This is a genomic window from Mesorhizobium comanense (assembly GCF_005503535.1).
GTDB classification, from domain to species: Bacteria; Pseudomonadota; Alphaproteobacteria; order Rhizobiales; family Rhizobiaceae; genus Mesorhizobium; species Mesorhizobium comanense.
Window position 1 is genome coordinate 103,150 of sequence record NZ_SCNN01000005.1, and the last position, 22,292, is coordinate 125,441.

Consider the following 22,292-nt stretch of genomic DNA (forward strand, 5'->3'; position numbering starts at 1 on the left):
GAAACTGTTGATTTTCATAAGTTCTTGCGCAAATGTGCGGGCCATAGACCAAGACGACCTAGGCACGAGGGTAGACAGCCGGGTCGATCGCAGGAATACCCCATGATGCTCAGGTCCGCCGCATCTCCTGGGTCCGTGGGGTCGGCCGGCCGGCGCTGGCACATAGTGGCCTCCTCGTACCGCTGCCAAACGCCGACCGGCCCCCTTTGCCCCACGTGGCATCAGGAGCTGGTCAAGCCCCGGACAATCCGGGGCTTTTTTATGCGCGGAAAACCCCGACAACGCCGAGTGCAAAAGGCCGTTTGAATGCGGAAAGCCCAACCCTGCGGGCATGCGGTTGCTCGTTGCGGAGCTGCGCGGAAAGAAACCTAACCCTTCCGTAAAGTATATATGGCGCCCAGGGGGCTTGCTTCAAGCCCCCGCTTCTCCCGTAAAACCGCGCCCTTGCCAACGGAACGGGAGTATCAGAATGCCGGTATCCATGCCGACAAACCAACAGCCTCGGGACCATTCGGTATTGATAGTGGGGGGCGGCCCGACAGGGTTGATGTTGGCGGGCGAACTCGCGCTGGCGGACATCGATGTCGCCATTGTCGAGCGGCGACCAACCCAGCAGTTGACCGGTTCGCGTGCCGGCGGCCTGCATGCGCGCACCATCGAGGTGCTCGACCAGCGCGGAATTGCGGACAGGTTTCTGTCGCAGGGAAAACGATGGCCGGCCGTGAGCTTCCACATGGTGCGCCTGGACATCAGCGACTTTCCCAGCCGGCACAATTATCTTCTGGCGCTGCGGCAAAACCATATCGAGAAGATATTGGCCGACTGGATCGGCGAATTGGGTGTGCCGATCTATCGCGACCGGCAAGTCACCGGTTTTGCGCAGGACGAAGGCGGCGTCGACCTGGATCTGGCCGACGGCCAACGATTGCGGACGGAGTATCTCGTCGGCTGCGACGGTGGCCGCAGCGTCATCCGGAAGACGGTGGGTATCGAGTTCGCCGGCTCGGATGCGACGATGAGCTGGATCATTGCCGAGGTTGAGACGGCACATGAGCCGGCATGGGGCTTTCGCAGTGACGCCAGCGGCGTTCATGCGATAGGCAAGATCGAGGAGAGCGGCCGGGTCGGCATCGTGCTGACCGAGCGGCAACTGACGATCGGCGGCGAACCCACTTTGCATGACCTCCAGGAGGCGCTGGCCGGCGTCTACGGCACTGACTTCGGCGTTCACAGCCCAGCCTGGCTCTCTCGTTTCACCGACATGGTGCGCCAGGCAACCACTTACCGCGACAGGCGGGTCCTGCTCGCCGGCGACGCCGCGCACGTCCATCCGCCGATGGGCGGACAAGGGCTCAACATCGGTGTTCAGGATGCGGTCAATTTGGGATGGAAGCTGGCGCGGGTGGTGAAACGGGTATCCCCCGAGAGCCTGCTCGACAGCTACCAAAGCGAACGTCATTCGGTCGCTGCCCGCGTGTTGCGCAACGCGATGGCGCAGGTCGCGCTGCGTCGAATGGATGACCGAACCAAGGCGTTGGCCGATACTTTCGCCGAATTGCTCGCCATGGACGAGCCCCGCAGGAAAATGGCCGGGGAAATGTCCGGGCTTGGCGTTCATTACGATCTGGGCGAGGGGCATCCTCTGCTCGGACGTCGAATGCCTGATCTGGATCTGACAATAGCGGACGGACCTCGTCGGGTCTTCAGTCTATTGCACGATGCCCGCCCGGTGCTCCTCAATCTGGGGGAGGCCGGCAGCCTCGATGCGGGCGCCTGGGCGCATCAGCTGAAGCTGGTCGATGCGGCGTATGACGGCGCCTGGGATCTGCCGGTCCTCGGCGCGGTCGAGGCGCCCAGCGCCGTGCTGATCCGACCTGACGGGTATGTAGCCTGGGCCTCGGATGCGACGCACCAGGGACTGGCCGGCGCGCTGACCACCTGGCTTGGCCCGCCAGCCGCCTCGTTATAGCGCATCGGGTCGACGCCGGCGGCGCGAGTCATAAGGCGCGCACCGGACCTCAAATCTTCAACAGCTGGAAGACGGGGCTCCTGACAAGCAATTGACAGGGGTCCTGCCAGTGTGCAGATTGGTTGGACCATTGGACCACTTAGCGCCGCTTTCGGGGAGGAAGTGTGGACCAGAACAGCCTGCCACCCATTCAGACCACGGCGCGCGACGACGCCGTGCTGAAGGCGTTGGTGGGTTTTGTTCGCGCCGAATCCTTGCAGCCCGGCGAGCGGCTTCCGACCGAGCGCATCCTGGCCGAGCGGCTGAAAGTCAGCCGCAACACGGTGCGCGAGGCGCTGACACGGTGGGAAGGATTGGGTCTGGTCGAACGCCGGCAAGGCAGCGGCACCTACCTCAAGGCCGCTGTTTCACCTGACATGCTGCATTTGCCGCTGACGCTCGCCGGCGGCAACGACTTTACCAGCCTGATGCAGACGCTGGAGATCAGGCGTGCGCTGGAGGCGGAAGCGGCGGCATTGTGCGCGGAACGCGCCAGCGCGGCCGACATCGCCGAGATCGAACGCAAGCTCGACATCATGGAGCAGGCGTTCCGCACCCGCGACGGCATGTCCTCGGAGGAGGACTGGGAGTTTCACCAGGCGATCTACCGGGTTTCCGGCAATCCGCTGTTCGAGCAGATCATCGCCGCCATGCACGAACTGTTCCATCGCTTCTGGGAACACCCGCTTGGCGTGCGCGATTTCGGCCATGCCAGCTTTCCCTATCATCGCACCATCTACGAACGCATTGCCGCCCGCGATCCGCAAGGCGCGCGCAACGAGGCGCTCAAGCTGATCGCCACCGTCGAGGACGACCTCAAACGCGGCGCCGCCAAACTCAAACTTCCGAGCCGGACATGAACGAACACCCATCAGGTTTCGACTACGACTACCTCGCCGAGGCGGCGACGCTACTGGCGCATGACGAACCGTTTCCAGGCGGCGCGGTCGTGCCGCCGATCTACCAGACCTCGCTGTTTACCTTCGCCAATTATGCCGAAATGGCTGACACATTTGCCGGCAAACGAAAGCAGCCGATCTATTCGCGCGGCGACAATCCGACAGTGATGGAGTTCGAGGCGCGCGTGGCCGCCCTGGAAGGCGCCGAGGCCGCGCGCGGCTTCTCCAGCGGGATGGCGGCGATCAGCGCCACCGTCCTTGCCTTCGTTGGCGCGGGCGAGCGGATCGTCGCCGTGCGCAACTGCTATGGCGACGCCTATCGCCTGTTCGAGCGTTTTTTGCCGCGCATGAACATCAAGGTCGACTATGTCGATGGATCCGATCCCGATGCGGTTGCTGCGGCACTTCCAGGCGCCAAGCTGCTTTACCTGGAAAGCCCGACCTCGATGATGTTCGAGCTGCAGGATTTGCCGCATCTGACCCGTCTGGCCAAAGAGCAGGGCATCATCACCACCATCGACAATTCCTGGGCGACGCCGGTATTCCAGAAGCCTTTCACGCATGGCGTCGATCTCGTGCTGCATTCGGCCTCGAAGTATCTCGGCGGCCACAGCGACACGGTCGCCGGCGTGGTGGCGGGCTCGGCCGCGCACATCAAGCACATCAACGAGCAGACCTATTCCTATCTCGGCGGCAAGCTGTCGCCTTTCGAGGCCTGGCTGCTGCTGCGCGGCCTGCGCACCTTGCCGCTGCGCCTGCCGCACCACATGAAGAGCGGGCTCACCATTGCCGAGCGGCTGAAGGCGCATGCCAATGTCGAGCGCGTCAACCATCCCGCCTATTCGAACCATCCGGGCAAGGCGACGCTGGCTGGGTATGCCGGCCTGTTCTCCTTCGAGGTGACGGATGACATCGACATCCCCGTCTTCGTCGATGCGCTGAAATACTTCCGCATCGGCGTCAGCTGGGGCGGGCATGAGAGCCTGGTCGTGCCGGCCAAGGCGTCGCTGGAGCAGACGCCGGGACTGAATTCGATGGCGCGCTTCGGCGTCAGCCCCCGAACCATCCGCTTCAATGTCGGATTGGAAAGTGTCGAGGATCTGTGGGCCGACGTGGCACAGGCCTTCGAAAAAGCCAGAAAATAACAAGCCGCTTCAAAATGGGAGTCTTGAAGATGAAGAAACTGACCGTCATGCTTGCCACCGTTGCGGGGCTGGCGATTTCAGCCGGAAACGCCTTGGCCGACACGACCCTCAAGATGGTCGAGGTGATCACCAGCCCGCCGCGCACCGAATTTCTGAAGAAGCAGATCGCCGACTTCGAGGCGGCAAATCCGGGCGTCAAGGTGGAACTGGTTTCGCTGCCCTGGGGCCAGGCCTTCGAGAAATTCCTGACCATGGTGCAAGCCGGCGACACGCCTGACGTGGTCGAGATGCCGGAACGCTGGATGGGCCTCTACGCCAACAACGCCCAGTTGGAGGATCTTGGTCCCTACATGGCCAAATGGGACGACGCCAAGACGCTGGGCGACCGGGCCAAGCAGTTCGGCTCGACGGTCAACAACACTCAGTTCATGATCCCCTATGGCTACTATGTGAACGCGCTGTTCTGGAACAAGAAGCTGTTCAAGGAAGCCGGGCTCGACGGCCCGCCGGCGACGCTCGACGACTTCATCGCCGATTCCAAGAAGATCTCGGCTATTCCCGGCAAATATGGCTACTGCCTGCGCGGCGGGCCGGGCGCCTTCAACGGCATGCACATGTTCATGAACATCGCCGCCGGCAAGGGCGGCTACTTCAACGAGGACGGCACCTCGACCATCAACGACGAAGGCTCGGTCAAGGGCCTGCAGATGCTGGCCGACATGTACAAGGATGGCCTCGCGCCGAAGGACGCCGTGAGCTGGGGCTTCAACGAGACGGTGACCGGTTTCTATTCCGGCACGTGCGCGATGCTGAACCAGGATCCAGACGCTCTGCTCGGCATCGCCGACAAGATGAGCGCCGAGGATTTCGCCGTGGCGCCGTTGCCGGTCGGCCCGAGCGGCAAGTCCTACCCGACGCTCGGCTATGCCGGCTGGGCGATGTTCGCCAATTCGCAACACAAGGACGACGCCTGGAAGCTGATGGCGACATTGCTGTCGCCGAAGGACAATCTGGAATGGGCCAAGGAGGTCGGCGTCATTCCGATCCACAACGGCGCCGACCAGGACGCGCATTTCAAGACCGAGCAGTTCAAGGGTTGGTTCACGGAGCTGAGCGACAGTTCCAAATATGAAATGGTGACGCCGCCGACTCATCTCGAAAACCTCGGCAACTTCGTCGACCAGGTGGCGATCAAGAACTTCCAGGAAGTGCTGCTGGGCCAGAAGACGGCCAAGGACGTCGCCGACCAATGGGCCGCCTTCCTGACCAAGGAACAGCAGGACTGGCTGGCGAAGAACAAGAAGTGAGCGCAGCTTCTTCCTTCTCCCCGCTTCACGGGCAGAAGGTGTCACGAAGTGACGGATGAGGGGCGGCGCCATGCCTCGACAGTTTCGCGCTGCCCCTCATTTGCCTGCCGGCATCTTCTCCCCGTAAACGGGGAGAAGGACGCTGTTTTGCCTTCCGGCACCCATCCATCACCGTAGAGCCAAATCCATGACCTACGCAGCGTCCGAAATCCGATCCGTCGCAAGGCCGCGCAAGAAGCGGCTGTCGCACGCCGCCATCGAGCCATGGCTCTATCTCAGCCCGGCCATCGTCCTTCTGGTCGTGGTGCTGCTGGTGCCGCTGATCATCGGCATCAGCTATTCCTTCCGCAAATTTTCCGCCTTCAAATCGCAATATGTCGGCCTCGGCCAGTACCAGGCGATGCTCTCGGACCCCGTCCTCGGCCAGGCTCTGATCAACACGCTGTGGTGGACGGTCGCCAGCCTGTTCTTCCAGTTCTTCCTCGGACTGGGTCTGGCGCTGCTGCTCGACAAGCCGTTTTATGGCCGCAAGGTCGTACAGGCGGTGGTGTTCCTGCCCTGGGCGGTGCCGTCGTTTCTCTCCGGCCTCACCTGGGCGTGGCTGTTCAACCCCATCATCGGCCCGCTGCCGCATTGGCTTTACGCGCTTGGCCTCAAGGCTGAGCCTACAAACGTGCTCTCCGACCCGGCCACGGCCATGTGGGGGCCGATCGTGGCCAACATCTGGTTCGGCATCCCGTTCTTCGCCATCACCTTGCTGGCGGCGCTGAAATCGATCCCGTCGGAACTGCATGAGGCGGCGGCCATCGACGGCGCTTCGCCCTGGCAGCGCTTCACCAAGGTGACGCTGCCGTTCCTGGCGCCGACCATCGTCATCACCGTGATGCTGCGCACCATCTGGATCGCCACCTTCGCCGACCTGATCTTCGTCATGACCGAGGGCGGCCCGGCCGGTTCGACCAGCACCGTGCCCGTCTATATCTATGTCAGCGCCTTCAAGTCGCTGGACAAGGGTTACGCCTCGGCCGTCGCGGTGCTGCTTCTCGTGCTGCTGATCGCCTATGCGGTGGCGCTGATCGCCATCCGCCGCACGCTTGTGAGGCATGTCTGATGATCGCCGGACGCTCAGCAACCGCGCGCATAGTCGGCGGCATCGGCCTCTACGCGGCGATTGCAGTCTATGTGGTCTTCGCGCTGTTCCCGATCTTCTGGACGCTGAAGATTTCGGTGACGCCGGAGCGGCTGCTTTACTCGGAAGGCATCACTTTCTGGCCGTCGCAGACCACGCTCAAGAACTTCGTCACCGTGCTCGAAGCCTCCGACTTCCCGCGCTATTTCCTGAACAGCGTCATCGTCTCGGTGTCGACCGCCGCGCTGGTGACCGTGATCGCCACGCTCGCCGGCTATGCGATGTCGCGCTTCGCCTTCCGCGGCAAGGCAACGCTGGCAATCCTGTTGCTGCTGACCCAGACCTTTCCGCTGGTCATGGTCATTCCGCCGATCTACCGGATCATGGGTGATATCGGTCTGACCAACAGCCTCACCGGATTGATCATCATCTACACCGCCTTCAACACCGCCTTTGCCACCTTCCTGATGCAGTCCTTCTTCGACGGCATCCCGAAGGACCTCGAGGAGGCGGCCATGATCGACGGCTGCACGCGGGCGCAGGCCATGCGTCGTGTAATCGTGCCGCTGACGCTGCCCGGCATGGGTGCCACGCTCGGCTTCGTCTTCACGGCGGCCTGGAGCGAGCTGCTCTTCGCGCTGATGCTGATTTCCAGTGATGCCCAGAAGACCTTCGCCGTTGGTCTGCTCACCTTCATCGGCAAGTTCGCCGTCGACTGGGGGCAGATGATGGCGGCCTCGATCCTGGCGCTGATCCCCGTCTGCATCTTCTTCGCCTTCCTGCAACGCTACCTCGTCACCGGCCTGACGGCCGGCGCCGTCAAAGGATAGATCGATGGCCTCTGTCACGCTCGAAAAAGTCCGCAAGGATTACGGCGCCGTCCGCGTGCTCCATGCGGTCAATCTGGAGATCGCCGATGGCGAGTTCGTGGTGCTGGTCGGCCCGTCAGGCTGCGGAAAATCGACGTTGCTGCGCATGATCGCCGGGCTCGAGGAAGCATCCGGCGGCGAAATCCACATCGGCGAAAGGCTGGTAAACGACGTTGCGCCCAAGGACCGCGACATCGCCATGGTGTTCCAGTCCTACGCGCTCTATCCGCACATGGACGTGGCGCAGAACATGGGCTTCAGCCTGATGCTGCGCAAGGCCGAGAAGCCGGCGATCGACGCGCGGGTGGATGGCGCGGCCAGGCGGCTCGGCCTGGACGCCTATCTGCAACGTCTGCCCAGGCAATTGTCGGGCGGCCAGCGCCAGCGCGTCGCCATGGGCCGCGCCATCGTGCGCGATCCCAAGGTCTTTCTCTTCGACGAGCCGCTGTCCAATCTCGACGCCAAGCTGCGGGTGCACATGCGGGCCGAAATCAAGGCGCTGCATCAGCAGTTGAAGACCACCTCCGTCTATGTCACCCACGACCAGATCGAGGCGATGACCATGGCCGACCGGATCGTCGTCATGCATGACGGGCGGATCCAGCAGGTCGGCGCGCCGCTCGATCTCTATGACCGCCCGGCCAACATGTTCGTCGCCGGCTTCATCGGCTCGCCGGGCATGAACTTCCTGCCGGCCACGGTGGAGAAGGGCGGCAAGGCCGACGCGGTGCTCGCCGACGGCCAGAAGCTGCGGCTCCCGGACGGTCTGCCGCTCAACAATGGCGATGCCATCACTGTCGGTTTGCGGCCCGAGCATATCCGGCTGTCCGACGATGGGGCGCTGGGAGGCGAGGTGGGGGTGGTCGAGCCGCTTGGCCTGTCGACGCAATTCTATGTCAAACTGGCCGGCCAGCCGCTTTGCGTTTTCGCGATGGGCCGTGCGGGCGTGAAGCCCGGCGATATCGTCCGGCTGGCGGCCGATCCGGCGTCCCTGCATCTGTTCGATACCAAAGGCGGCGATCGCATCGGGTGAGGGGCCATCCCGAAGCGCAAACGAAAAACGCCGCCCAATGGGCGGCGTTTCGGCATTCCAGAGAAAACCCGGATTACTTGATCTTGGTTTCCTTGAATTCGACGTGCTTCTTGGCAACCGGATCGTACTTGCGGAACGACAGCTTGTCGGTCTTGGTACGGCTGTTCTTGCTGGTCACGTAGAAGAAACCGGTGTCGGCGGTCGACAGAAGCTTGATTTTGATGTTTGCGGCTTTGGCCATGATATCAGTCCGTTCGTTCGTGGAGTTTTGGCCGCTGGGACACGGGGAAAACACCCGGACGCGGGAAACTTGGCGCGACACATAAAGAACGTGCCCGGAAAGTCAAGCCCGGCGGCTCAGTCTCTTCCTTCTCCCCTTGTGGGAGAAGGTGGATCGGCGCGCAGCGCTGAGACGGTTGAGGGGTGGGTGACGGAGTGCCGTCGGTGCCAAGCTTGAGCACCCCTCATCCGACCTCGCTTCGCGAGGCCACCTTCTCCCACAAGGGGAGAAGGCAAGTCCGGCCTATGCTTCCTCCTTAACGGCCGCCAGCTTTTTCCAGTCTCCCGTCGTGTTCCACCAGCGATTCGGATTGTCGCGGTCGTTCAGGCCCTTGGAGCGGCTCGCGAGGATCGGCTGGATGCGGATCACCGGCTCCTGATAGGAATGGGCCTGGAAAATCGCCTCGACGACTCGGGCAGCCAGCGCCTGGTCGTCGGGCAGTTCGAAGGAAACCTCGACCGTGCCCGGGCGACGGCGCAACTCGGTCTCGGCGCCGGCAGCCGCCCCTTCGAGGGGTCTGTAGCGCTCGATGCCGTGCGCCGACTGATAGGCGTTGCGGTCATATTTGCCCATCGCCAGGGGAGCGATCGCGACCACCGCGTCCATGATGCGGTCGACATCCGCGGCAGGTGCCTGGAACGTCACCAGGAGCAGAAGTGTCATTCGCAGCGAGGTGGTTTCAAAGCCGCTGTCGATCATGGGAGTGTCCTCAATATCGGGTGTTTTTGGGACACTCTTTTACCGCGTGGCTGCTGACACGGTTCTGTCAGCAGGCTGTCGCGTTACAACACGATCTTGCGGACCAGCCTGAAGCAGACCAGCATGATATAGGCGGCGAAGAACAGGCCGAGCGACCAGCCGAAGCCTGAAGGCCCGAAACTGTCCATGCCAATGCCGATCGCCTGCGGGCCGAGCACCATGCCGACACCGTAACACAAGACGAAGGCGGCATTGGCGGACGCCAGTTCATGGCCGGAAAGCTGGGAGCCGAGATGGGCGAGGCCGATCGTGTACATGGCCGCCACCACGCCGCCCCAGATGAAAAGCAGCGCGGCCATCAGGTGCCAGTTGGCGGCAAAGAACGGCATGAATATCGTGCCGATCAGGCCGACCGTGGCGCAGGCGAGCAGCAGATAGCGCCTGTCGGAGACGCGGTCGCTGATCATGCCGATCGGGATCTGCAACAAGACATTGCCGAGGCCGATCATTGTCAGCAGCAGCGCCGCGTCGGCTTCGGAATAGCCGATCCGGTTGCCATAGACCGGAAACAGCGCGAACCCGCCGGTTTCGACCGCGCCGAACACCAGCACGGCGAAAGTGGCGGTCGGCACCAGCCAGATATAGCGCAGGAAATGGCTGGTTTCGCTCTCGGCCACGATGTTGGGACTTTCGTTGCGCGCGGCCACCACTGGTATGGCCGCCAGGGTTACCAGAGCGATTATGACGCCGAATGGCCTGAAGCCGGAACTGCCGAGGTGCGCGAACAGCCAAGGTCCCGCGGCGAAACCGAGGGAAAGCACGGTGGCGTAGATGCCAAGCACAAGGCCCCGGCGCTGCGGTGGCGCCGAAGTGCTGATCCAGAATTCCGAGAGGATGAACAACACCGTCAACGCGATGTGCAGCACGATACGCAGCGGAAACCACATCCAGAAATCCGGCGCGAAATGGAACCCGACGAAGGCAAGCGCTCCTACCGCGATCATTGCGATCATCGTCCAGGCGACGCCGAAGCGCATGGCAAGCGGGGTGGCGAGCGGCGCGCCGGCAATGGAAGCCAAACCGGCAACAGCGGTGTTGAGCCCGATCATCGAGGCGGAATGTCCGCGCGTCTGGAGGATCACGCTGAGCAGCGGGATGCCTAGCCCGATGGCAATGCCGACGACGCTGATTGACGAGATCGCCGCGATCATCGGCAGCCAGTGTACGCGCTCGTCGCCCTGTGGTTGGGTATCGACCGTCATGGGATGCTGAATACTCTAGAGAAGTTCGCGGGTGAAGCGGTTACGGACGAGGCGATAAAACGGAACCGGTCCACCGGGGCGCAAGTCAGGATCCTGGGTGAGGCGGCTTTGCAACTCGTCCAGGATCATTCGGGTGATGTCGGGAATGTCGGCTTCTCGGGCTTTGGCAAGCGGCAGCCAGACCAATTCCTCAAGTTCATTGGTCGGGCCACCGCCTGGCAGTTCGACGGCGACATCGTGGCGCCAGGCGCTGAAGAAACGTGTGTCGAAGCGGCGCACCCGGTTGGGCGGCGTGATGGCGCGCGCGATGAAGCGCAGCGTTTCGAGCGAAGGGCTCACGCCGTGTTCGACAAAACCCTGCCAGTCACGCTTGTCGGTCGCAAAGGCGGACTTCCGGCCGATCAGCAGGCCGGCTTCCTCGTAGGTCTCGCGAATTGCCGACAACGCGACGGCCCGGGCTCGCGCCGCGCTCGTGCGGCCAGGACCGGCAAGCAGCTTTGCCTCTTCATCACGATGCAATGCGGTGGATGTCGGTATGCGGCTGTCGGCCGGATCGGTGCGGCCGCCGGGGAAAACAAACTTGCCCGGCATGAAGGCGTGGGCGGCATGACGCCGGCCCATCAGCACCAGGACATCGGCGCCCTTGCGGTCGAGCAGGATGAGCGTTGCGGCATCGCGCGGACGCAAGGGCCGGCCGCTATGCGCGGCAAGCCCCTTGTCGAGCTTGTCGACATCCGCCTTGGTCATTGCTTCCATGCGCTGGACCTAGCGGAAACTTCATGCATGCGAAAGTGGCCTTGACGATTGGCGTGTTGCGCCAGCGGCGCTTCAGGCGCCGTGGTGGGAATCCATCCCATCCTTTTCGCCACCGAAGCCGTGCATATAGAACGCCCATTGCAGTCCGATGACGGCGCCTTTCACCGGTTGCAGCAGCGCCACCGACAACAGGATGGTCAACGGCACCCAGATCAGGATGTGCTGCCAGGTGGAAAGCGTCGAGGTCGCTTCCACGCCCATGAAGGCGCCGAGAACGATGTGCCCGACGATGACGATGACCAGATATGCCGGCAGGTCGTCGGCGCGATGGTGATGAATTTCCTCGCCGCACACGCTGCACGTGTCGACAGTCTTGGTGAAGCCGCGAAACAGCTTGCCCTCGCCACAGTTCGGGCAGCGCCCCAGAAGCCCGCGCTTCATGGCCGTCCACAAGGGACGGGCAACACGGCCCGTGTGATGTTCGCCGCCAAAAACCTGTTGTTCCATCCCAAATTCTTTCGGCATCATCGTCTCCTGCCGCGCGAACCTGGTCGCGATTGCGACGCGCGGGCGCGGCCCTTGGCCTTGTGAAACGACCTGGTGGAGCCTGGCAGGGGCTTCGGGTCGGTCAGCATCTCGAAGCGCATCGCGCCGGCCATCGGCGCCACCTCGACGAGCCGCACCTCGACGCGGTCGGCAAGCTGGTAGCCTTTGCCTGAGCGTTCTCCGAACAGGGAGCGGGCCGTTTCGTCGTATATATAGTAATCGCCGCCGAGAGTTGACACGGGGATGAAACCATCGGCGCCATATTGCGGCAATTGGACAAAAAGTCCTGATTTTGTCACGCCTGAAATACGGGCGTCGAAGCGGTCGTCCACCCGCTCGGCGAGATAGGATGCTATCAAGCGGTCAACCGTATCACGCTCGGCGGCCATGGCGCGGCGTTCCGTGCCGGAGATCAGCACCGCGACGTCTTCGAGGCGTGCCTCTTCCTCCCGCGTCAATCCACCGGGACCGAGGCCGAGCGCGGCGATGAGCCCGCGATGCACGATCAGGTCGGCATAGCGGCGGATAGGCGAGGTAAAATGCGCGTAGCGCCTGAGGTTGAGGCCGAAATGGCCGATGTTCTTGGGCGAATACTCGGCCTGGCTCTGTGAGCGCAGCACCACTTCGTTGACCAGTGCCTCGTTATCGGCGCCGCGCACGCGCTCCAGGATGCCGTTGAACTGGCTCGGCCGCATCTGTGCGCCGCGCGCCAGCGACAGGCCGAGCGTCTGCAGGAATTCGCGCAGCGATTCCTGCTTGGCGAGCGATGGAGCGTCATGGACGCGGTAGACCAGCGCCTGCTTCTTCGCCTCCAGCGTTTCCGCGGCCGCGACATTGGCCTGGATCATGAATTCTTCGATCAGTTTATGGGCATCGAGCCGCTCCGGCACGATGACCCGATCGACCGTGCCGTCCGGCTTGAGCAGGATCTTGCGCTCCGGCAGGTCGAGTTCGAGCGGCTGGCGGCCGTCACGTCCGCGCTTGAGGACCGCATAAGCGTCCCATAGCGGCTTCAGCACCGTGTCGAGGATCGGGCGGGTTTTCTCATCCGGCACGCCGTCGATCGCTGCCTGCGCCTGCGGATAGGCGAGCTTGGCCGCCGACTTCATCATGACGCGATGGAAGGAATGCCTGAGCTTTCGGCCATCGGCCGAAAAAGTCATGCGCACGGCGAGCGCCGGGCGGTCCTGGCCCTCGCGCAGCGAACAGAGATCGTTCGAGATACGCTCCGGCAGCATCGGTACGACGCGATCCGGGAAATAGACGGAGTTGCCGCGCTTCAGAGCCTCGCGGTCAAGGGCCGTGCCGTGCCGGACATAGGCCGCGACATCGGCGATGGCGACCGTTGCGATCACGCCTCCGGGATTGTTCTCGTCCGGGTCGGGCATGGCGAACACGGCGTCGTCATGGTCCTTGGCGTCGGCCGGATCGATGGTGACCAGCGGCAGGTCGCGCCAGTCCTCGCGATGATCGAGAGTCGCCGGTTTGACGGCTTCGGATTCGGCAATGACGTCGGCCGGGAAGATGTGCGGAATGTCGTGGGCGTGGATGGCGATCATCGAGACCGCCTTTTCGCTGGTCAGCGACCCCAGCACGTTAAGCACCTTGGCCCGCGGCAGCCCATAGCGGGAGGCTCGAGCAGGCTCGACCTCGACCAGGTCGCCGTTCCTGGCGCCGTTCTGGAATTCCTTGTCGACGATCAGTTCGGGCTGGCGCCGTTCCACCGGCTCGATGCGGAAGCTGCCGTCGGCGAGCACGCGGAAAACGCCGAGCACGGCATCGCTGCGCTTCTCGAAGATTTTCATCACCCGGCCGGTGTAGGCCGGGCCCGACGGATCATCGGTCGGGAAGGTCTTGGCAAGCACCCGATCGCCGATGCCGGGGGCGGGTCCATTGCCGCCGCGCGAAACGCGGATCGAGACCACGGGCGGCTCGCCGGGGCCGACAGCCTCGGCCGGGTGTGCCAGCAGCACGCCATCGCCGTCACGGCCGAAAATGTCGAGCACCGCGACATGGGGCAGGGCGCCGACGCGGGCCAGCCGCTTGCGCTCCTTGCTGAGGACGCCTTCGTCCTGCAGGTCGCGCAGCAGGTCCTTCAGCCAGATGCGGTCGTCGCCGCGCAGCGCGAACGCCTTGGCGATTTCGCGCTTTCCGGCGCGGTCTGGATTTTCGGCGATGTAGCGCAGGATTTCGTCGCGCGAGGGCCGGTAATCGTCCTTGACCTTGGCCCGGGTGTCGGCGGCGCGGGGATCGCCGTGGCTTCTTCCGGAGATCCTGCGCGCCACCCTGACCTATCCCTTTTTCTTCGCGGCCGGTTTCTTCGCAGCCGTCTTCTTTGCCGCGGGTGCCTTGGCGGCCGCCGCCTTGCGGGCCGGCTTCCTGCCGCCACCACCCTTGGCTTCCTTCTCCGCGATCAGCGCCAGCGCGTCCTCGACAGTCACCGACTGAGGGTCCTTGCCCTTGGGCAGCGTGGCATTGACCTTGCCGAAATTGACGTAAGGCCCGTACTTGCCGTCGCGCACGACGATCTTGCCGCCGCCGTCGGGATGGTCGCCGAGGTCCTTGAGCGCTGCCGGCGTGCCGCCATTGCGGCCTCCTTTGCCCTTTGCCTGCTTCTCGGCAATCACCGTCACGGCGCGGTTGAGGCCGATGGAGAACACGTCCTCGATGCTGTCGAGATTGGCGTAGGTGCCGTCATGCAGCACGAACGGGCCGTAGCGGCCGAGCCCGGCCGAAATCATCTTGCCGCTTTCGGGATGTTTGCCGACATCGCGCGGCAGCGCCAGCAGCGCCAGCGCCTTCTCATGGTCGATGGATTCGGGCGTCCAGCCTTTCGGCAGGCTGGAGCGCTTGGCTTCCTTGCCGTCACCGCGCTGGATGTAGGGGCCGAAACGGCCCGAGCGCAGCGTGATTTCCTCAGCCGTATAGGGATCCTTGCCGAGCACCTTGGTGCCGTCCTCGCCGCCGCCATTCTCGCCATTGGGATTGGCCGCGTCGCCGAGCTGGCGCGTGAAGGAGCATTCGGGGTAGTTCGAGCAGCCCACGAAGGCGCCGAACTTGCCGAGTTTCAGCGACAGATTGCCGGTGCCGCATTTCGGGCAGATGCGCGGGTTGGAGCCGTCCTCGCGCACGGGGAACACCAGCGGCGCCAGTTCCTCGTTCAGCGCATCGAGCACATCGGTGACGCGCAACTCCTTGATGTCGGCGACGGCGCCGGAAAAATCCTTCCAGAAATCGCGCAGCACATCCTTCCAGGCAAGCTTGCCGTCCGAAATCTCGTCGAGCTTCTCCTCCAGCGATGCGGTGAAGTCATATTCGACATAGCGCTCGAAGAAGCTTTCCAGGAAGGCCGACAGCAGACGGCCCTTGGCCTGCGGCACCAGCCGGCGCTTGTCGATGGCGACATAGTCGCGGTCCTCAAGCGTCTTCAGGATCGCCGTGTAGGTCGAGGGACGGCCGATGCCGAGCTCTTCCAGCTTCTTGATCAGCGACGCCTCGGAGTAGCGCGGCGGCGGCTCGGTGGTGTGCTGCGTGGCGTTGATCGCGCGGCGGGAAAGCTGCTCGCCGGCGCGGATTTCGGGCAGGCGGCGGTTTTCCTCGTCTTCGGCGTCATCGTCCTTCTGGTCGGTATAGGCGGCGATGAAGCCGTCGAAGCGGACGACCGAACCGACGGCGCGGAGCTCGGCCGTGCGGGCGCCATTGACCGCCTCGATCTCGACCGTGGTGCGCTCGATTTCGGCCGGCTGCATCTGGCTGGCGATGGCGCGCTTCCAGATCAGCTCATAGAGCCGCAACTGGTCGGAATCGAGATATTGCCGGACCGATGCCGGGGTGCGCATGAAATCCGTCGGACGGATCGCCTCGTGAGCTTCCTGGGCATTCTTGGCCTTGGTCGTGTATTGGCGCGGCTTCTCGGGCAGGTATTTGGGTCCGAATTCCTTGACGATGGCATCGCGTGCGCCCGAGATCGCTTCGGGCGCCATCTGCACGCCGTCGGTTCGCATATAGGTGATCAGGCCTGCCGTCTCGCCGCCAATCTCCATGCCTTCATAAAGCCGCTGCGCCACCTGCATGGTGCGGGTGGCCGAGAAACCGAGGCCGGAGGAGGCGGCCTGCTGCAGCGTCGAAGTGGTGAAGGGCGGGCCCGGGTTGCGCTTGGTCGGCTTGGCTTCCACCGACAGCGCCTTGAAGGCGGCGCCCTCGAGCATCGCCTTGATGTCGTCGGCCTGCGTCTTGTTGGAGATATCGAGTTTCTGGAGCTTCTTGCGCTCGAAGGCGGTCAGCCGCGCTTCGAATGTGTCGTTGCGAGGCGTGCCGAGGATGGCGGCGATATTCCAGTATTCCTCGCGGATGAAGCGCTCGATCTCGGACTCGCGGTCGCAGACCAGGCGCAGCGCCACTGACTGGACGCGGCCGGCAGAGCGTGCGCCCGGCAGCTTGCGCCAGAGCACCGGCGAAAGCGTGAAGCCGACGAGATAATCCAGCGCCCGGCGGGCGAGATAGGCATCGACCAGGGGCACGTCGATCTGGCGCGGATTGGCCATCGCCTCCAGCACCGAGGATTTGGTGATGGCGTTGAAGACGACGCGGCTGACCGGCTTGTCCTTCAGCGCGCGCTTCTGCTTGAGCACTTCCAGCACATGCCAGGAGATGGCCTCGCCCTCGCGATCCGGGTCGGTGGCGAGGATCAGGCCGTCGGCGCTTTTGACCGCGTTGGCAATGTCGGTGAGACGCTTGCCGGACGCGGTATCGACCGCCCAGGACATGGCGAAATCTTCGTCCGGCCGCACCGAACCATCCTTCGCCGGCAAATCGCGGACGTGACCGAAGGAGGCGAGAACCTTGTAGTTCCTGCCGAGATATTTGTTGATTGTCTTAGCCTTGGCCGGCGATTCGACGACGACGACGTCCATGAGGTCTCTTATCTGCTGTGAAGCGCCAGAAGAATTCCGCTGCGCGCGACGAAATCTCGTTTCTGTTTGTCGCTCACATGGCCGCGCTTTTGCATCCGGTCAAGGGGAAGCGCCCAAATTGCGAGGCCGCCGGCAGCAATACACTCTTAGAGTGTATGGAGAAAATCACAGAATTTCGATCCGGGGAGGCGATGGCCCCGATCGTGCGAAAATGGCCCCATAGACGTGCCGCGAGTCGAGGGTTCTCGTCGGATGCGGAACCGCGGCCGGATGGATGGCTCATAAAGAACCAGCCGCCTGCTGCATGGAGGAAGCAGCAGGCGGCCAGCTTCGTGTCCCGCCGGGTGGCGGGGAGGAATGTCGAGGCTCAGTCTGCCTTGACGATATGCCAGACCTCGCCGACGCCATCTCCAGTCACGTCGCCGGCTTTCTTGTCCTTGATGAAGGTGTAGACCGGCTTGCCGTCATAGGCCCACATCTTGGTCCCGTCGGTGCGGTCGACGATGCTCCATTCGTCGTCCGCCTTGGCGCCGGCCTCCGCCTTCAGCGGCGGCCAGTTGGTGGCGCATTTGTCGTAGCAGTTGGTCTTGCCCTTCTCGTCCTTGTCATAGGTGTAGAGCGTCATGCCGTTGGCATCGGTGTATATCTTGGTGCCGTTGACCTCGGCCTCCTTCCACGCTTCGGCGGCAAAGGAGGCGGCGGTGCTGAGCAGGAGCGCGGCGAGCCCCACGGTTATGGTTTTCATGAAAATCTCCCTGGCTGATCGGAGGCACGCGCGAAACCGCGGCCTCGTCCTGACAACGTCTGTCGGCATGATTTCTTCCCGGGAATGCCTGTTGGCGTCCGACCGAGGGTAACAATTCCTGCCGCCCGGCCGTATTGGGGTGACGCAGCCGCATCCCGGCCAACCCGATCGCCGGTCGGCCAATGGTTGCGACAGAATGGTGATTGGCTAACGGGTCGGCGCGTCGCTATATCGGCGCTGAACAGGCGGAGTTCTGGAATGGCATTGGACATCGGCTATGTCAGCGCGGTCGGGGCGGGCGCCATCTCGTTCCTGTCACCTTGCGTTCTGCCGCTGGTGCCACCCTATCTCTGCTATATGGCCGGTGTGTCGGTCGACGATTTCCGCGGCAATGCCGGCGTGACGGCAAGGCAAGGCGCTCGCGGCGCGCTGCTCGCATCCTCGATCGCCTTCGTGCTCGGGTTCTCCACCGTGTTCGTGGCGCTGGGCGCCGGCGCCTCGACCATCGGCCGGCTGCTGCGCGTCTGGCAGGAGCCGCTGGCCATGGGCGCCGGCGTGCTGATCATCCTGATGGGCCTGAACTTCCTCGGCATCCTGCGCATTCCATTCCTGTCGCGCGAGGCGCGATTTCAGTCGCAGGGCAAGCCGGCAAGCGCGGTGGCCGCCTATGTCATGGGCCTGGCCTTCGCCTTCGGCTGGACGCCCTGCATCGGCCCGGTACTGGGACCGATCCTGACGCTGGCCGGCGGACGCGAAACCGTGGGCGAGGGCGCATTGTTGCTCGCCGCGTATTCGCTCGGACTGGGCATCCCGTTCCTGATCGCCGCGCTGTTTTCGGGCGCCTTCATGCGCTTCCTCGGCAAGTTCCGCGTCCATCTCGGCCGCGTCGAAAAGGCGATCGGCGCGCTGCTGGTCGTCGCCGGCGTGTTCTTCCTCACCGGCGGCGTGCAGACTGTGTCCTACTGGCTGCTGGAGAATTTCCCGGTGCTGGGGCGGCTGGGGTAGCGATCCGGACGCACGCTTTTGGCTGCCGTCATTTGCCCGCTGTCAAAAATGAGGTTCGACACGCTGGAAGACGCAGACGCTTTTGAATCCGTCGGCGAGCGGCCGGACGAGGATAGCGGTCGGCTGGTTTTGCAAACCGCTTGGCTGCGCCAGCAAATAGAGCTTTCCGTCGATCCGCTGCGTATCGAAGTGGACGTAGCGCCAACTCACATCCGGATAGAGGCCTGGCATGTGTCCGGCAATCACGCTCCATCCCGATGGCAATTTGTCCGCCGAGAACGTGCCCTGATCGTCGTCGAGCATGCTCTCTTTCAGGATTTTCGAAGGATCGGCCGTTACAGGCGCCAGCAGCATCAGGTCGCCGTCGAAATAATGATTGGTCCCGCTCCAGCGAACAAGCTTGCGAAGCACGCCAGGGGACACTTCGACCGTTGCGATGTTGATATCTTGTCCTGCGGTCTCCTCGGGGAAGATCTTGGCGGTATCGCTGACGGTGGTGCTGACCCCTTGAAATCCTTTTGGCCGAAGGCGCAGAAACTTTCGGCAAAGACGCGGCTCCGTGGTCTCGCGCGCCAACAAAATAGTGCCAGTTGGCGGTCGACTGCCTTGCGCTGCATATTCGATGTGATCGACCTTGTAGCGACTGAGCTCGAATGGCTCGTCCTTACAGGTAATCTCGCCCTTTTCCGGAGCCTCGGGGCTGGCGGCGACACCGCAATAGCTCAGCCGGTCCGGCCGGATGACGATCCCGATGAGCCAAGGGTCTTCGTCCGCTCCATAGCCGGGCTTCCATTGTTTGCGTGACAGAACCTTTCGCTTTACGACCCAGAGGCTGAAGAAGGCCGGCGGATCGCCGCCGCCCATGCCATAGCCGAAGGCTTGCTCCTGACCGTCGCGAATGCGGATCGTCCAGCCATTGCCCATGGCGCAATTCGATTGGCCGAGGGTCGGCGTCGCCGATAGGCCCTGGTCGGCGCTGGCCGGCAGTTGACGATAGACGATAGGCTCTTCGTTCGCGGTCATTGTAAAGCGGACCAACGCGACATCGTGGCCGGGCTGGCAAACCACCTCTGCATGTGGGGTGGCATAATCGGCTCGGGCTGGGTCCGGACAGATCAAGGCGCAGAGCAAAATCACAAAAGCGGTAAGAGCATGCGGATCCCGGCTCACCATCGAAAGTGTCCTTATCAGAGCATGACCGCGCCACGATCCCGGCAGCCAGCAGAACGTTTTCAAAAAACCTTTTTGTAATACCAGGACCCGCTGATTAAGAGTCAGCTGCTCTGCGCCATCTCACCGGAATTTAACCGCATTGGTGCAGCATGCCGCCGCTGCTATCGTGTCTTGATTCCCAACCCTTTGATATGGTTGTCCTTCCATGAGCCAGAGATCCTGCCTGTCCGTCATCCTCGCCGCCGGCGAAGGCACGCGCATGAAGAGCGCGCTGCCGAAGGTGCTGCATCAGATCGCCGGGCTGCCGATGGTCGCGCATGTGGTGAAGGCGGCGGAAGGCGCTGGCGCGAGCGCGCTGGCGCTGGTGATCGGCCACGGGGCGGAGGACATGCGCAAGGCTGCGGCGAAGTTCGCGCCGAAGGCAGATATGTTCGTGCAGGAACAGCGGCTGGGTACCGCCCATGCCGTCCTGGCCGCGCGCCAAGCGATATCAAAGGGTTACGACGATATCCTCGTCATGTTCGGCGACACGCCGCTGATCGATGCCGAGGCGCTGGCGGCGGCGCGCGGCAGGCTGGCGGAAGGGGCAGCCGTGGTGGTCATCGGCTTCCGCACCGCCAACCCGGCCGGCTATGGCCGGCTGATCGAGAAGGACGGCGGGTTGATCGCCATCCGCGAGGAAAAGGACTGCTCCGAAGAGGAGAAAAAGATCGGCTTCTGCAACGCCGGCATGATGGCCGTGGCTGGCAAGCATGCGTTGAAGCTGCTCGACGCGGTCGGCAACAAGAACGCAAAAGGCGAGTACTATCTCACGGACATCGTCGAGATCGCCGGGGCGCAGGGGCTTGATGTGGTTGCGACCGAAGCGAGCTTCGAGAATGCGCTCGGCATCAACAACCGTGCCGAACTGGCGCAGGCCGAAGGCATCTGGCAAACGCGGCGCCGCCGCGAGGCGATGCTCGCGGGCGTGACGCTGATCGCGCCGGAGACCGTGTATTTCTCGCACGACACCGAGATCGGCGCGGACACGATTGTCGAGCCCAATGTCTGGTTTGGCCCGGGCGTCACAGTGGCTCAGGGCGCGAAAATCCATGCGTTCAGCCATATCGAGGGCGCCACGATCGCATCCAATTGTGATGTCGGCCCGTTCGCGCGGCTGCGGCCGGGCGCCGACCTCCGGACCAAGGCAAAGGTCGGCAATTTCTGCGAGGTCAAGCAGGCCATCGTCGAGGAGGGCGCCAAGGTCAACCATCTGACCTATATCGGCGACGCGCGCGTCGGGGCCGGCGCCAATATCGGCGCAGGAACCATCACCTGCAACTATGACGGCTATTCGAAATTCTTCACCGACATCGGCGAGGGCGCCTTCATCGGCTCAAACTCCTCGCTGGTGGCGCCGGTCACCATCGGCAAGGGCGGCTATATCGCCTCCGGCAGCGTCATCACCGAAAATGTGCCCGAGGACGCGCTGGCCTTCGGCCGCGCCCGCCAGAAGACCATCCCAGGCAAGGGCAAGGAACTGCGGGAGCGCTTTGCCTCGGCCGCCGCAGCGAAGAAGAAGGCTGGTTCCGACCACTAGGTCAGCCCGTAGCTTCCCTGCCGAAAGCTGCCGTTACCTCGATCTTGCCGACGATTGCTTGGTTGAATTCGCGCAGATTCTCGGCGGGTATCCAGTATTCGAGATGTGCTCTGCTGCCAGCCTGCTCAACTCGATAGCGCTCAAGGTATGTCGTCTGTACTTCGAAACGGGTCACAAACCCAGCGCCGCTGGCCGGCACGTTCCAGTCGCGAGCGATCTGAATGGCATAGGCTTCGGACAGAACCGGATAGAAAATCGGTTGATCGGGCAGTCGGGGCGGAAATTCTTGCATCCCCGAAGCCTCGATCAGTTCAAGTTCCTTCGGTCCGACTGGTCGCCACAGTGTTACAGTGTTTTTGGCTTCGCTCATGCGCGGAGTAAAACGAACAGGTGTGGCCTAGGCAAGCCACAAGTAAACGATGCGCCCGAGCGCGCCGAGCAGCAGCGCGAAGGCCGCCAGCGACTGGATGAAGAATCCGGGATAGCGCTTCAGCGGAGCCTGGAGATACCCGACGAAATAGGCGATGCGGCCGACCAGCCAGACAAGGCCGAGGCCGGCGGCCCAGCCCGGACTCCAGTAGATCGCGAACAGCCACATCGAGGGCAGGAAGACCGGTATCCACTCCACTGTGTTGAGATGGGCGCGTATGGCGCGTTCGAGCAGAGGATCGCCTGTCATGGTCGGCGCCAGAATTCCGGTTCTGGAGTGGGTTCGGGCCACGGTGAGCGCCATTCCGAATACGGTCAGGCCGCATAAAAGTGTGACGATCGATACGGCGTAATACTGGTCCATCCCGGCCTCCTTTGTTGTTATCGGCAATCACTCCACCACGGTCGTAGATGGCGCAAGGTCGCCGGCCAGCAATAGACCCGAACGGCAAAGATGAACGAACGGCATCCCGCCTGCCGAAAAACCGAACAATCGCGGTAACCCGATTGCAAGA

20 protein-coding genes are annotated in these 22,292 nt (G+C 63.2%); 9 read left to right on the forward strand and 11 right to left on the reverse strand.

Features of this window, described 5'->3' with window-relative positions; translation table 11 throughout:
• Positions 1 to 469: 469 nt before the first annotated feature.
• From FFS37_RS11095 to FFS37_RS11125, 7 genes are all read left to right on the forward strand, one after another.
• The gene (locus FFS37_RS11095; protein ID WP_171026243.1) at positions 470 to 1,969 is read left to right on the forward strand and encodes an FAD-dependent monooxygenase; all 1,500 of its coding nucleotides are present in this window, start codon (positions 470 to 472) and stop codon (positions 1,967 to 1,969) included.
• Positions 1,970 to 2,133: 164 nt separating this feature from the next.
• A complete protein-coding gene (locus tag FFS37_RS11100) occupies positions 2,134 to 2,868 on the forward strand; it encodes a FadR/GntR family transcriptional regulator (protein ID WP_137930990.1) in 735 nt (244 codons plus the stop codon).
• A complete protein-coding gene (locus FFS37_RS11105) occupies positions 2,865 to 4,052 on the forward strand; it encodes a PLP-dependent transferase (RefSeq protein ID WP_137930991.1) in 1,188 nt (395 codons plus the stop codon). The genes FFS37_RS11100 and FFS37_RS11105 overlap by 4 nt, the downstream gene beginning before the upstream one ends.
• Positions 4,053 to 4,081: 29 nt before the next feature.
• Positions 4,082 to 5,359, forward strand: a complete 1,278-nt coding sequence (locus FFS37_RS11110; RefSeq protein ID WP_137930992.1) for an ABC transporter substrate-binding protein — start codon at positions 4,082 to 4,084, stop codon at positions 5,357 to 5,359.
• A gap of 187 nt (positions 5,360 to 5,546) precedes the next feature.
• Positions 5,547 to 6,470 (forward strand): carbohydrate ABC transporter permease, encoded by a 924-nt coding sequence (locus FFS37_RS11115; RefSeq protein WP_137930993.1) that lies wholly within the window; start codon positions 5,547 to 5,549, stop codon positions 6,468 to 6,470.
• Positions 6,470 to 7,318 (forward strand): carbohydrate ABC transporter permease, encoded by an 849-nt coding sequence (locus tag FFS37_RS11120; protein WP_137930994.1) that lies wholly within the window; start codon positions 6,470 to 6,472, stop codon positions 7,316 to 7,318. Before FFS37_RS11115 ends, FFS37_RS11120 begins: the two co-directional genes overlap by 1 nt.
• A gap of 4 nt (positions 7,319 to 7,322) precedes the next feature.
• Positions 7,323 to 8,390: an ABC transporter ATP-binding protein gene (locus FFS37_RS11125; protein ID WP_137930995.1), complete on the forward strand. Its 1,068-nt coding sequence runs from the start codon at positions 7,323 to 7,325 to the stop codon at positions 8,388 to 8,390.
• 73 nt (positions 8,391 to 8,463) lie between these two features.
• On the opposite strand, the gene rpmG is transcribed toward FFS37_RS11125, so the two are convergent.
• The 8 genes from rpmG to FFS37_RS11165 form a co-directional block, all read right to left on the reverse strand.
• Entirely contained in the window at positions 8,464 to 8,631 is a 168-nt protein-coding gene (gene rpmG, locus FFS37_RS11130) for a 50S ribosomal protein L33 (protein ID WP_006201775.1), read from the reverse strand.
• A gap of 282 nt (positions 8,632 to 8,913) precedes the next feature.
• The gene (locus tag FFS37_RS11135; RefSeq protein WP_137930996.1) at positions 8,914 to 9,369 is read right to left on the reverse strand and encodes a hypothetical protein; all 456 of its coding nucleotides are present in this window, start codon (positions 9,367 to 9,369) and stop codon (positions 8,914 to 8,916) included.
• 83 nt (positions 9,370 to 9,452) lie between these two features.
• Positions 9,453 to 10,631 carry an MFS transporter gene (locus FFS37_RS11140; RefSeq protein ID WP_137930997.1) on the reverse strand — a complete coding sequence of 393 codons (1,179 nt, stop codon included), beginning with the start codon at positions 10,629 to 10,631 and terminating at the stop codon, positions 9,453 to 9,455.
• 15 nt (positions 10,632 to 10,646) lie between these two features.
• Entirely contained in the window at positions 10,647 to 11,387 is a 741-nt protein-coding gene (locus FFS37_RS11145; RefSeq protein WP_137930998.1) for an NUDIX hydrolase, read from the reverse strand.
• Positions 11,388 to 11,459: 72 nt separating this feature from the next.
• Complete coding sequence (locus tag FFS37_RS11150; protein WP_137930999.1) at positions 11,460 to 11,912, reverse strand: DUF983 domain-containing protein; 453 nt, start codon at positions 11,910 to 11,912, stop codon at positions 11,460 to 11,462.
• Positions 11,912 to 14,218, reverse strand: coding sequence for a ribonuclease R (gene rnr / locus FFS37_RS11155; RefSeq protein WP_137931000.1), 2,307 nt, complete (start codon positions 14,216 to 14,218; stop codon positions 11,912 to 11,914). The genes FFS37_RS11150 and rnr overlap by 1 nt, the downstream gene beginning before the upstream one ends.
• Positions 14,219 to 14,224: 6 nt before the next feature.
• Positions 14,225 to 16,846: a type I DNA topoisomerase gene (topA, locus tag FFS37_RS11160; protein WP_137931001.1), complete on the reverse strand. Its 2,622-nt coding sequence runs from the start codon at positions 16,844 to 16,846 to the stop codon at positions 14,225 to 14,227.
• A 367-nt stretch (positions 16,847 to 17,213) separates the two neighbouring features.
• Entirely contained in the window at positions 17,214 to 17,591 is a 378-nt protein-coding gene (locus FFS37_RS11165; protein ID WP_137931002.1) for a COG4315 family predicted lipoprotein, read from the reverse strand.
• Between the two features lie 258 nt (positions 17,592 to 17,849).
• Here FFS37_RS11165 and FFS37_RS11170 point away from each other — a divergent pair, with 258 nt between their 5' ends.
• The gene (locus tag FFS37_RS11170; RefSeq protein WP_137931003.1) at positions 17,850 to 18,596 is read left to right on the forward strand and encodes a cytochrome c biogenesis CcdA family protein; all 747 of its coding nucleotides are present in this window, start codon (positions 17,850 to 17,852) and stop codon (positions 18,594 to 18,596) included.
• A gap of 42 nt (positions 18,597 to 18,638) precedes the next feature.
• On the opposite strand, the gene FFS37_RS11175 is transcribed toward FFS37_RS11170, so the two are convergent.
• Positions 18,639 to 19,769, reverse strand: coding sequence for a hypothetical protein (locus FFS37_RS11175; protein ID WP_137931004.1), 1,131 nt, complete (start codon positions 19,767 to 19,769; stop codon positions 18,639 to 18,641).
• A 205-nt stretch (positions 19,770 to 19,974) separates the two neighbouring features.
• On the opposite strand from FFS37_RS11175, the gene glmU reads away from it, so the two are divergent.
• Positions 19,975 to 21,348 (forward strand): bifunctional UDP-N-acetylglucosamine diphosphorylase/glucosamine-1-phosphate N-acetyltransferase GlmU, encoded by a 1,374-nt coding sequence (gene glmU, locus FFS37_RS11180; RefSeq protein ID WP_137931005.1) that lies wholly within the window; start codon positions 19,975 to 19,977, stop codon positions 21,346 to 21,348.
• Between the two features lies 1 nt (position 21,349).
• Here the strand turns inward: glmU and FFS37_RS11185 are convergent, their stop codons facing one another.
• On the reverse strand, positions 21,350 to 21,718 hold the full coding sequence (locus FFS37_RS11185) for an ADP-ribosylation/crystallin J1 (protein ID WP_137931006.1): 369 nt from the start codon (positions 21,716 to 21,718) through the stop codon (positions 21,350 to 21,352).
• Between the two features lie 27 nt (positions 21,719 to 21,745).
• Positions 21,746 to 22,141, reverse strand: coding sequence for an MAPEG family protein (locus FFS37_RS11190; protein ID WP_137931007.1), 396 nt, complete (start codon positions 22,139 to 22,141; stop codon positions 21,746 to 21,748).
• Positions 22,142 to 22,292: the final 151 nt, after the last annotated feature.

What these genes read in the sequence shown, in the direction of transcription:
- FFS37_RS11190 (WP_137931007.1), bottom strand. Translation starts at nt 22,141, where the DNA reads ATGGACCAGTATTACGCCGTATCGATCGTCACACTTTTATGCGGCCTG.
- FFS37_RS11135 (WP_137930996.1), bottom strand. Translation starts at nt 9,369, where the DNA reads ATGATCGACAGCGGCTTTGAAACCACCTCGCTGCGAATGACACTTCTG.
- FFS37_RS11175 (WP_137931004.1), bottom strand. Translation starts at nt 19,769, where the DNA reads ATGGTGAGCCGGGATCCGCATGCTCTTACCGCTTTTGTGATTTTGCTC.
- FFS37_RS11125 (WP_137930995.1), top strand. Translation starts at nt 7,323, where the DNA reads ATGGCCTCTGTCACGCTCGAAAAAGTCCGCAAGGATTACGGCGCCGTC.
- FFS37_RS11170 (WP_137931003.1), top strand. Translation starts at nt 17,850, where the DNA reads ATGGCATTGGACATCGGCTATGTCAGCGCGGTCGGGGCGGGCGCCATC.
- FFS37_RS11115 (WP_137930993.1), top strand. Translation starts at nt 5,547, where the DNA reads ATGACCTACGCAGCGTCCGAAATCCGATCCGTCGCAAGGCCGCGCAAG.
- FFS37_RS11165 (WP_137931002.1), bottom strand. Translation starts at nt 17,591, where the DNA reads ATGAAAACCATAACCGTGGGGCTCGCCGCGCTCCTGCTCAGCACCGCC.
- FFS37_RS11110 (WP_137930992.1), top strand. Translation starts at nt 4,082, where the DNA reads ATGAAGAAACTGACCGTCATGCTTGCCACCGTTGCGGGGCTGGCGATT.
- topA (WP_137931001.1), bottom strand. Translation starts at nt 16,846, where the DNA reads ATGGACGTCGTCGTCGTCGAATCGCCGGCCAAGGCTAAGACAATCAAC.
- FFS37_RS11140 (WP_137930997.1), bottom strand. Translation starts at nt 10,631, where the DNA reads ATGACGGTCGATACCCAACCACAGGGCGACGAGCGCGTACACTGGCTG.
- FFS37_RS11145 (WP_137930998.1), bottom strand. Translation starts at nt 11,387, where the DNA reads ATGGAAGCAATGACCAAGGCGGATGTCGACAAGCTCGACAAGGGGCTT.
- rpmG (WP_006201775.1), bottom strand. Translation starts at nt 8,631, where the DNA reads ATGGCCAAAGCCGCAAACATCAAAATCAAGCTTCTGTCGACCGCCGAC.
- FFS37_RS11105 (WP_137930991.1), top strand. Translation starts at nt 2,865, where the DNA reads ATGAACGAACACCCATCAGGTTTCGACTACGACTACCTCGCCGAGGCG.
- FFS37_RS11185 (WP_137931006.1), bottom strand. Translation starts at nt 21,718, where the DNA reads ATGAGCGAAGCCAAAAACACTGTAACACTGTGGCGACCAGTCGGACCG.
- FFS37_RS11150 (WP_137930999.1), bottom strand. Translation starts at nt 11,912, where the DNA reads ATGCCGAAAGAATTTGGGATGGAACAACAGGTTTTTGGCGGCGAACAT.
- FFS37_RS11095 (WP_171026243.1), top strand. Translation starts at nt 470, where the DNA reads ATGCCGGTATCCATGCCGACAAACCAACAGCCTCGGGACCATTCGGTA.
- glmU (WP_137931005.1), top strand. Translation starts at nt 19,975, where the DNA reads ATGAGCCAGAGATCCTGCCTGTCCGTCATCCTCGCCGCCGGCGAAGGC.
- FFS37_RS11120 (WP_137930994.1), top strand. Translation starts at nt 6,470, where the DNA reads ATGATCGCCGGACGCTCAGCAACCGCGCGCATAGTCGGCGGCATCGGC.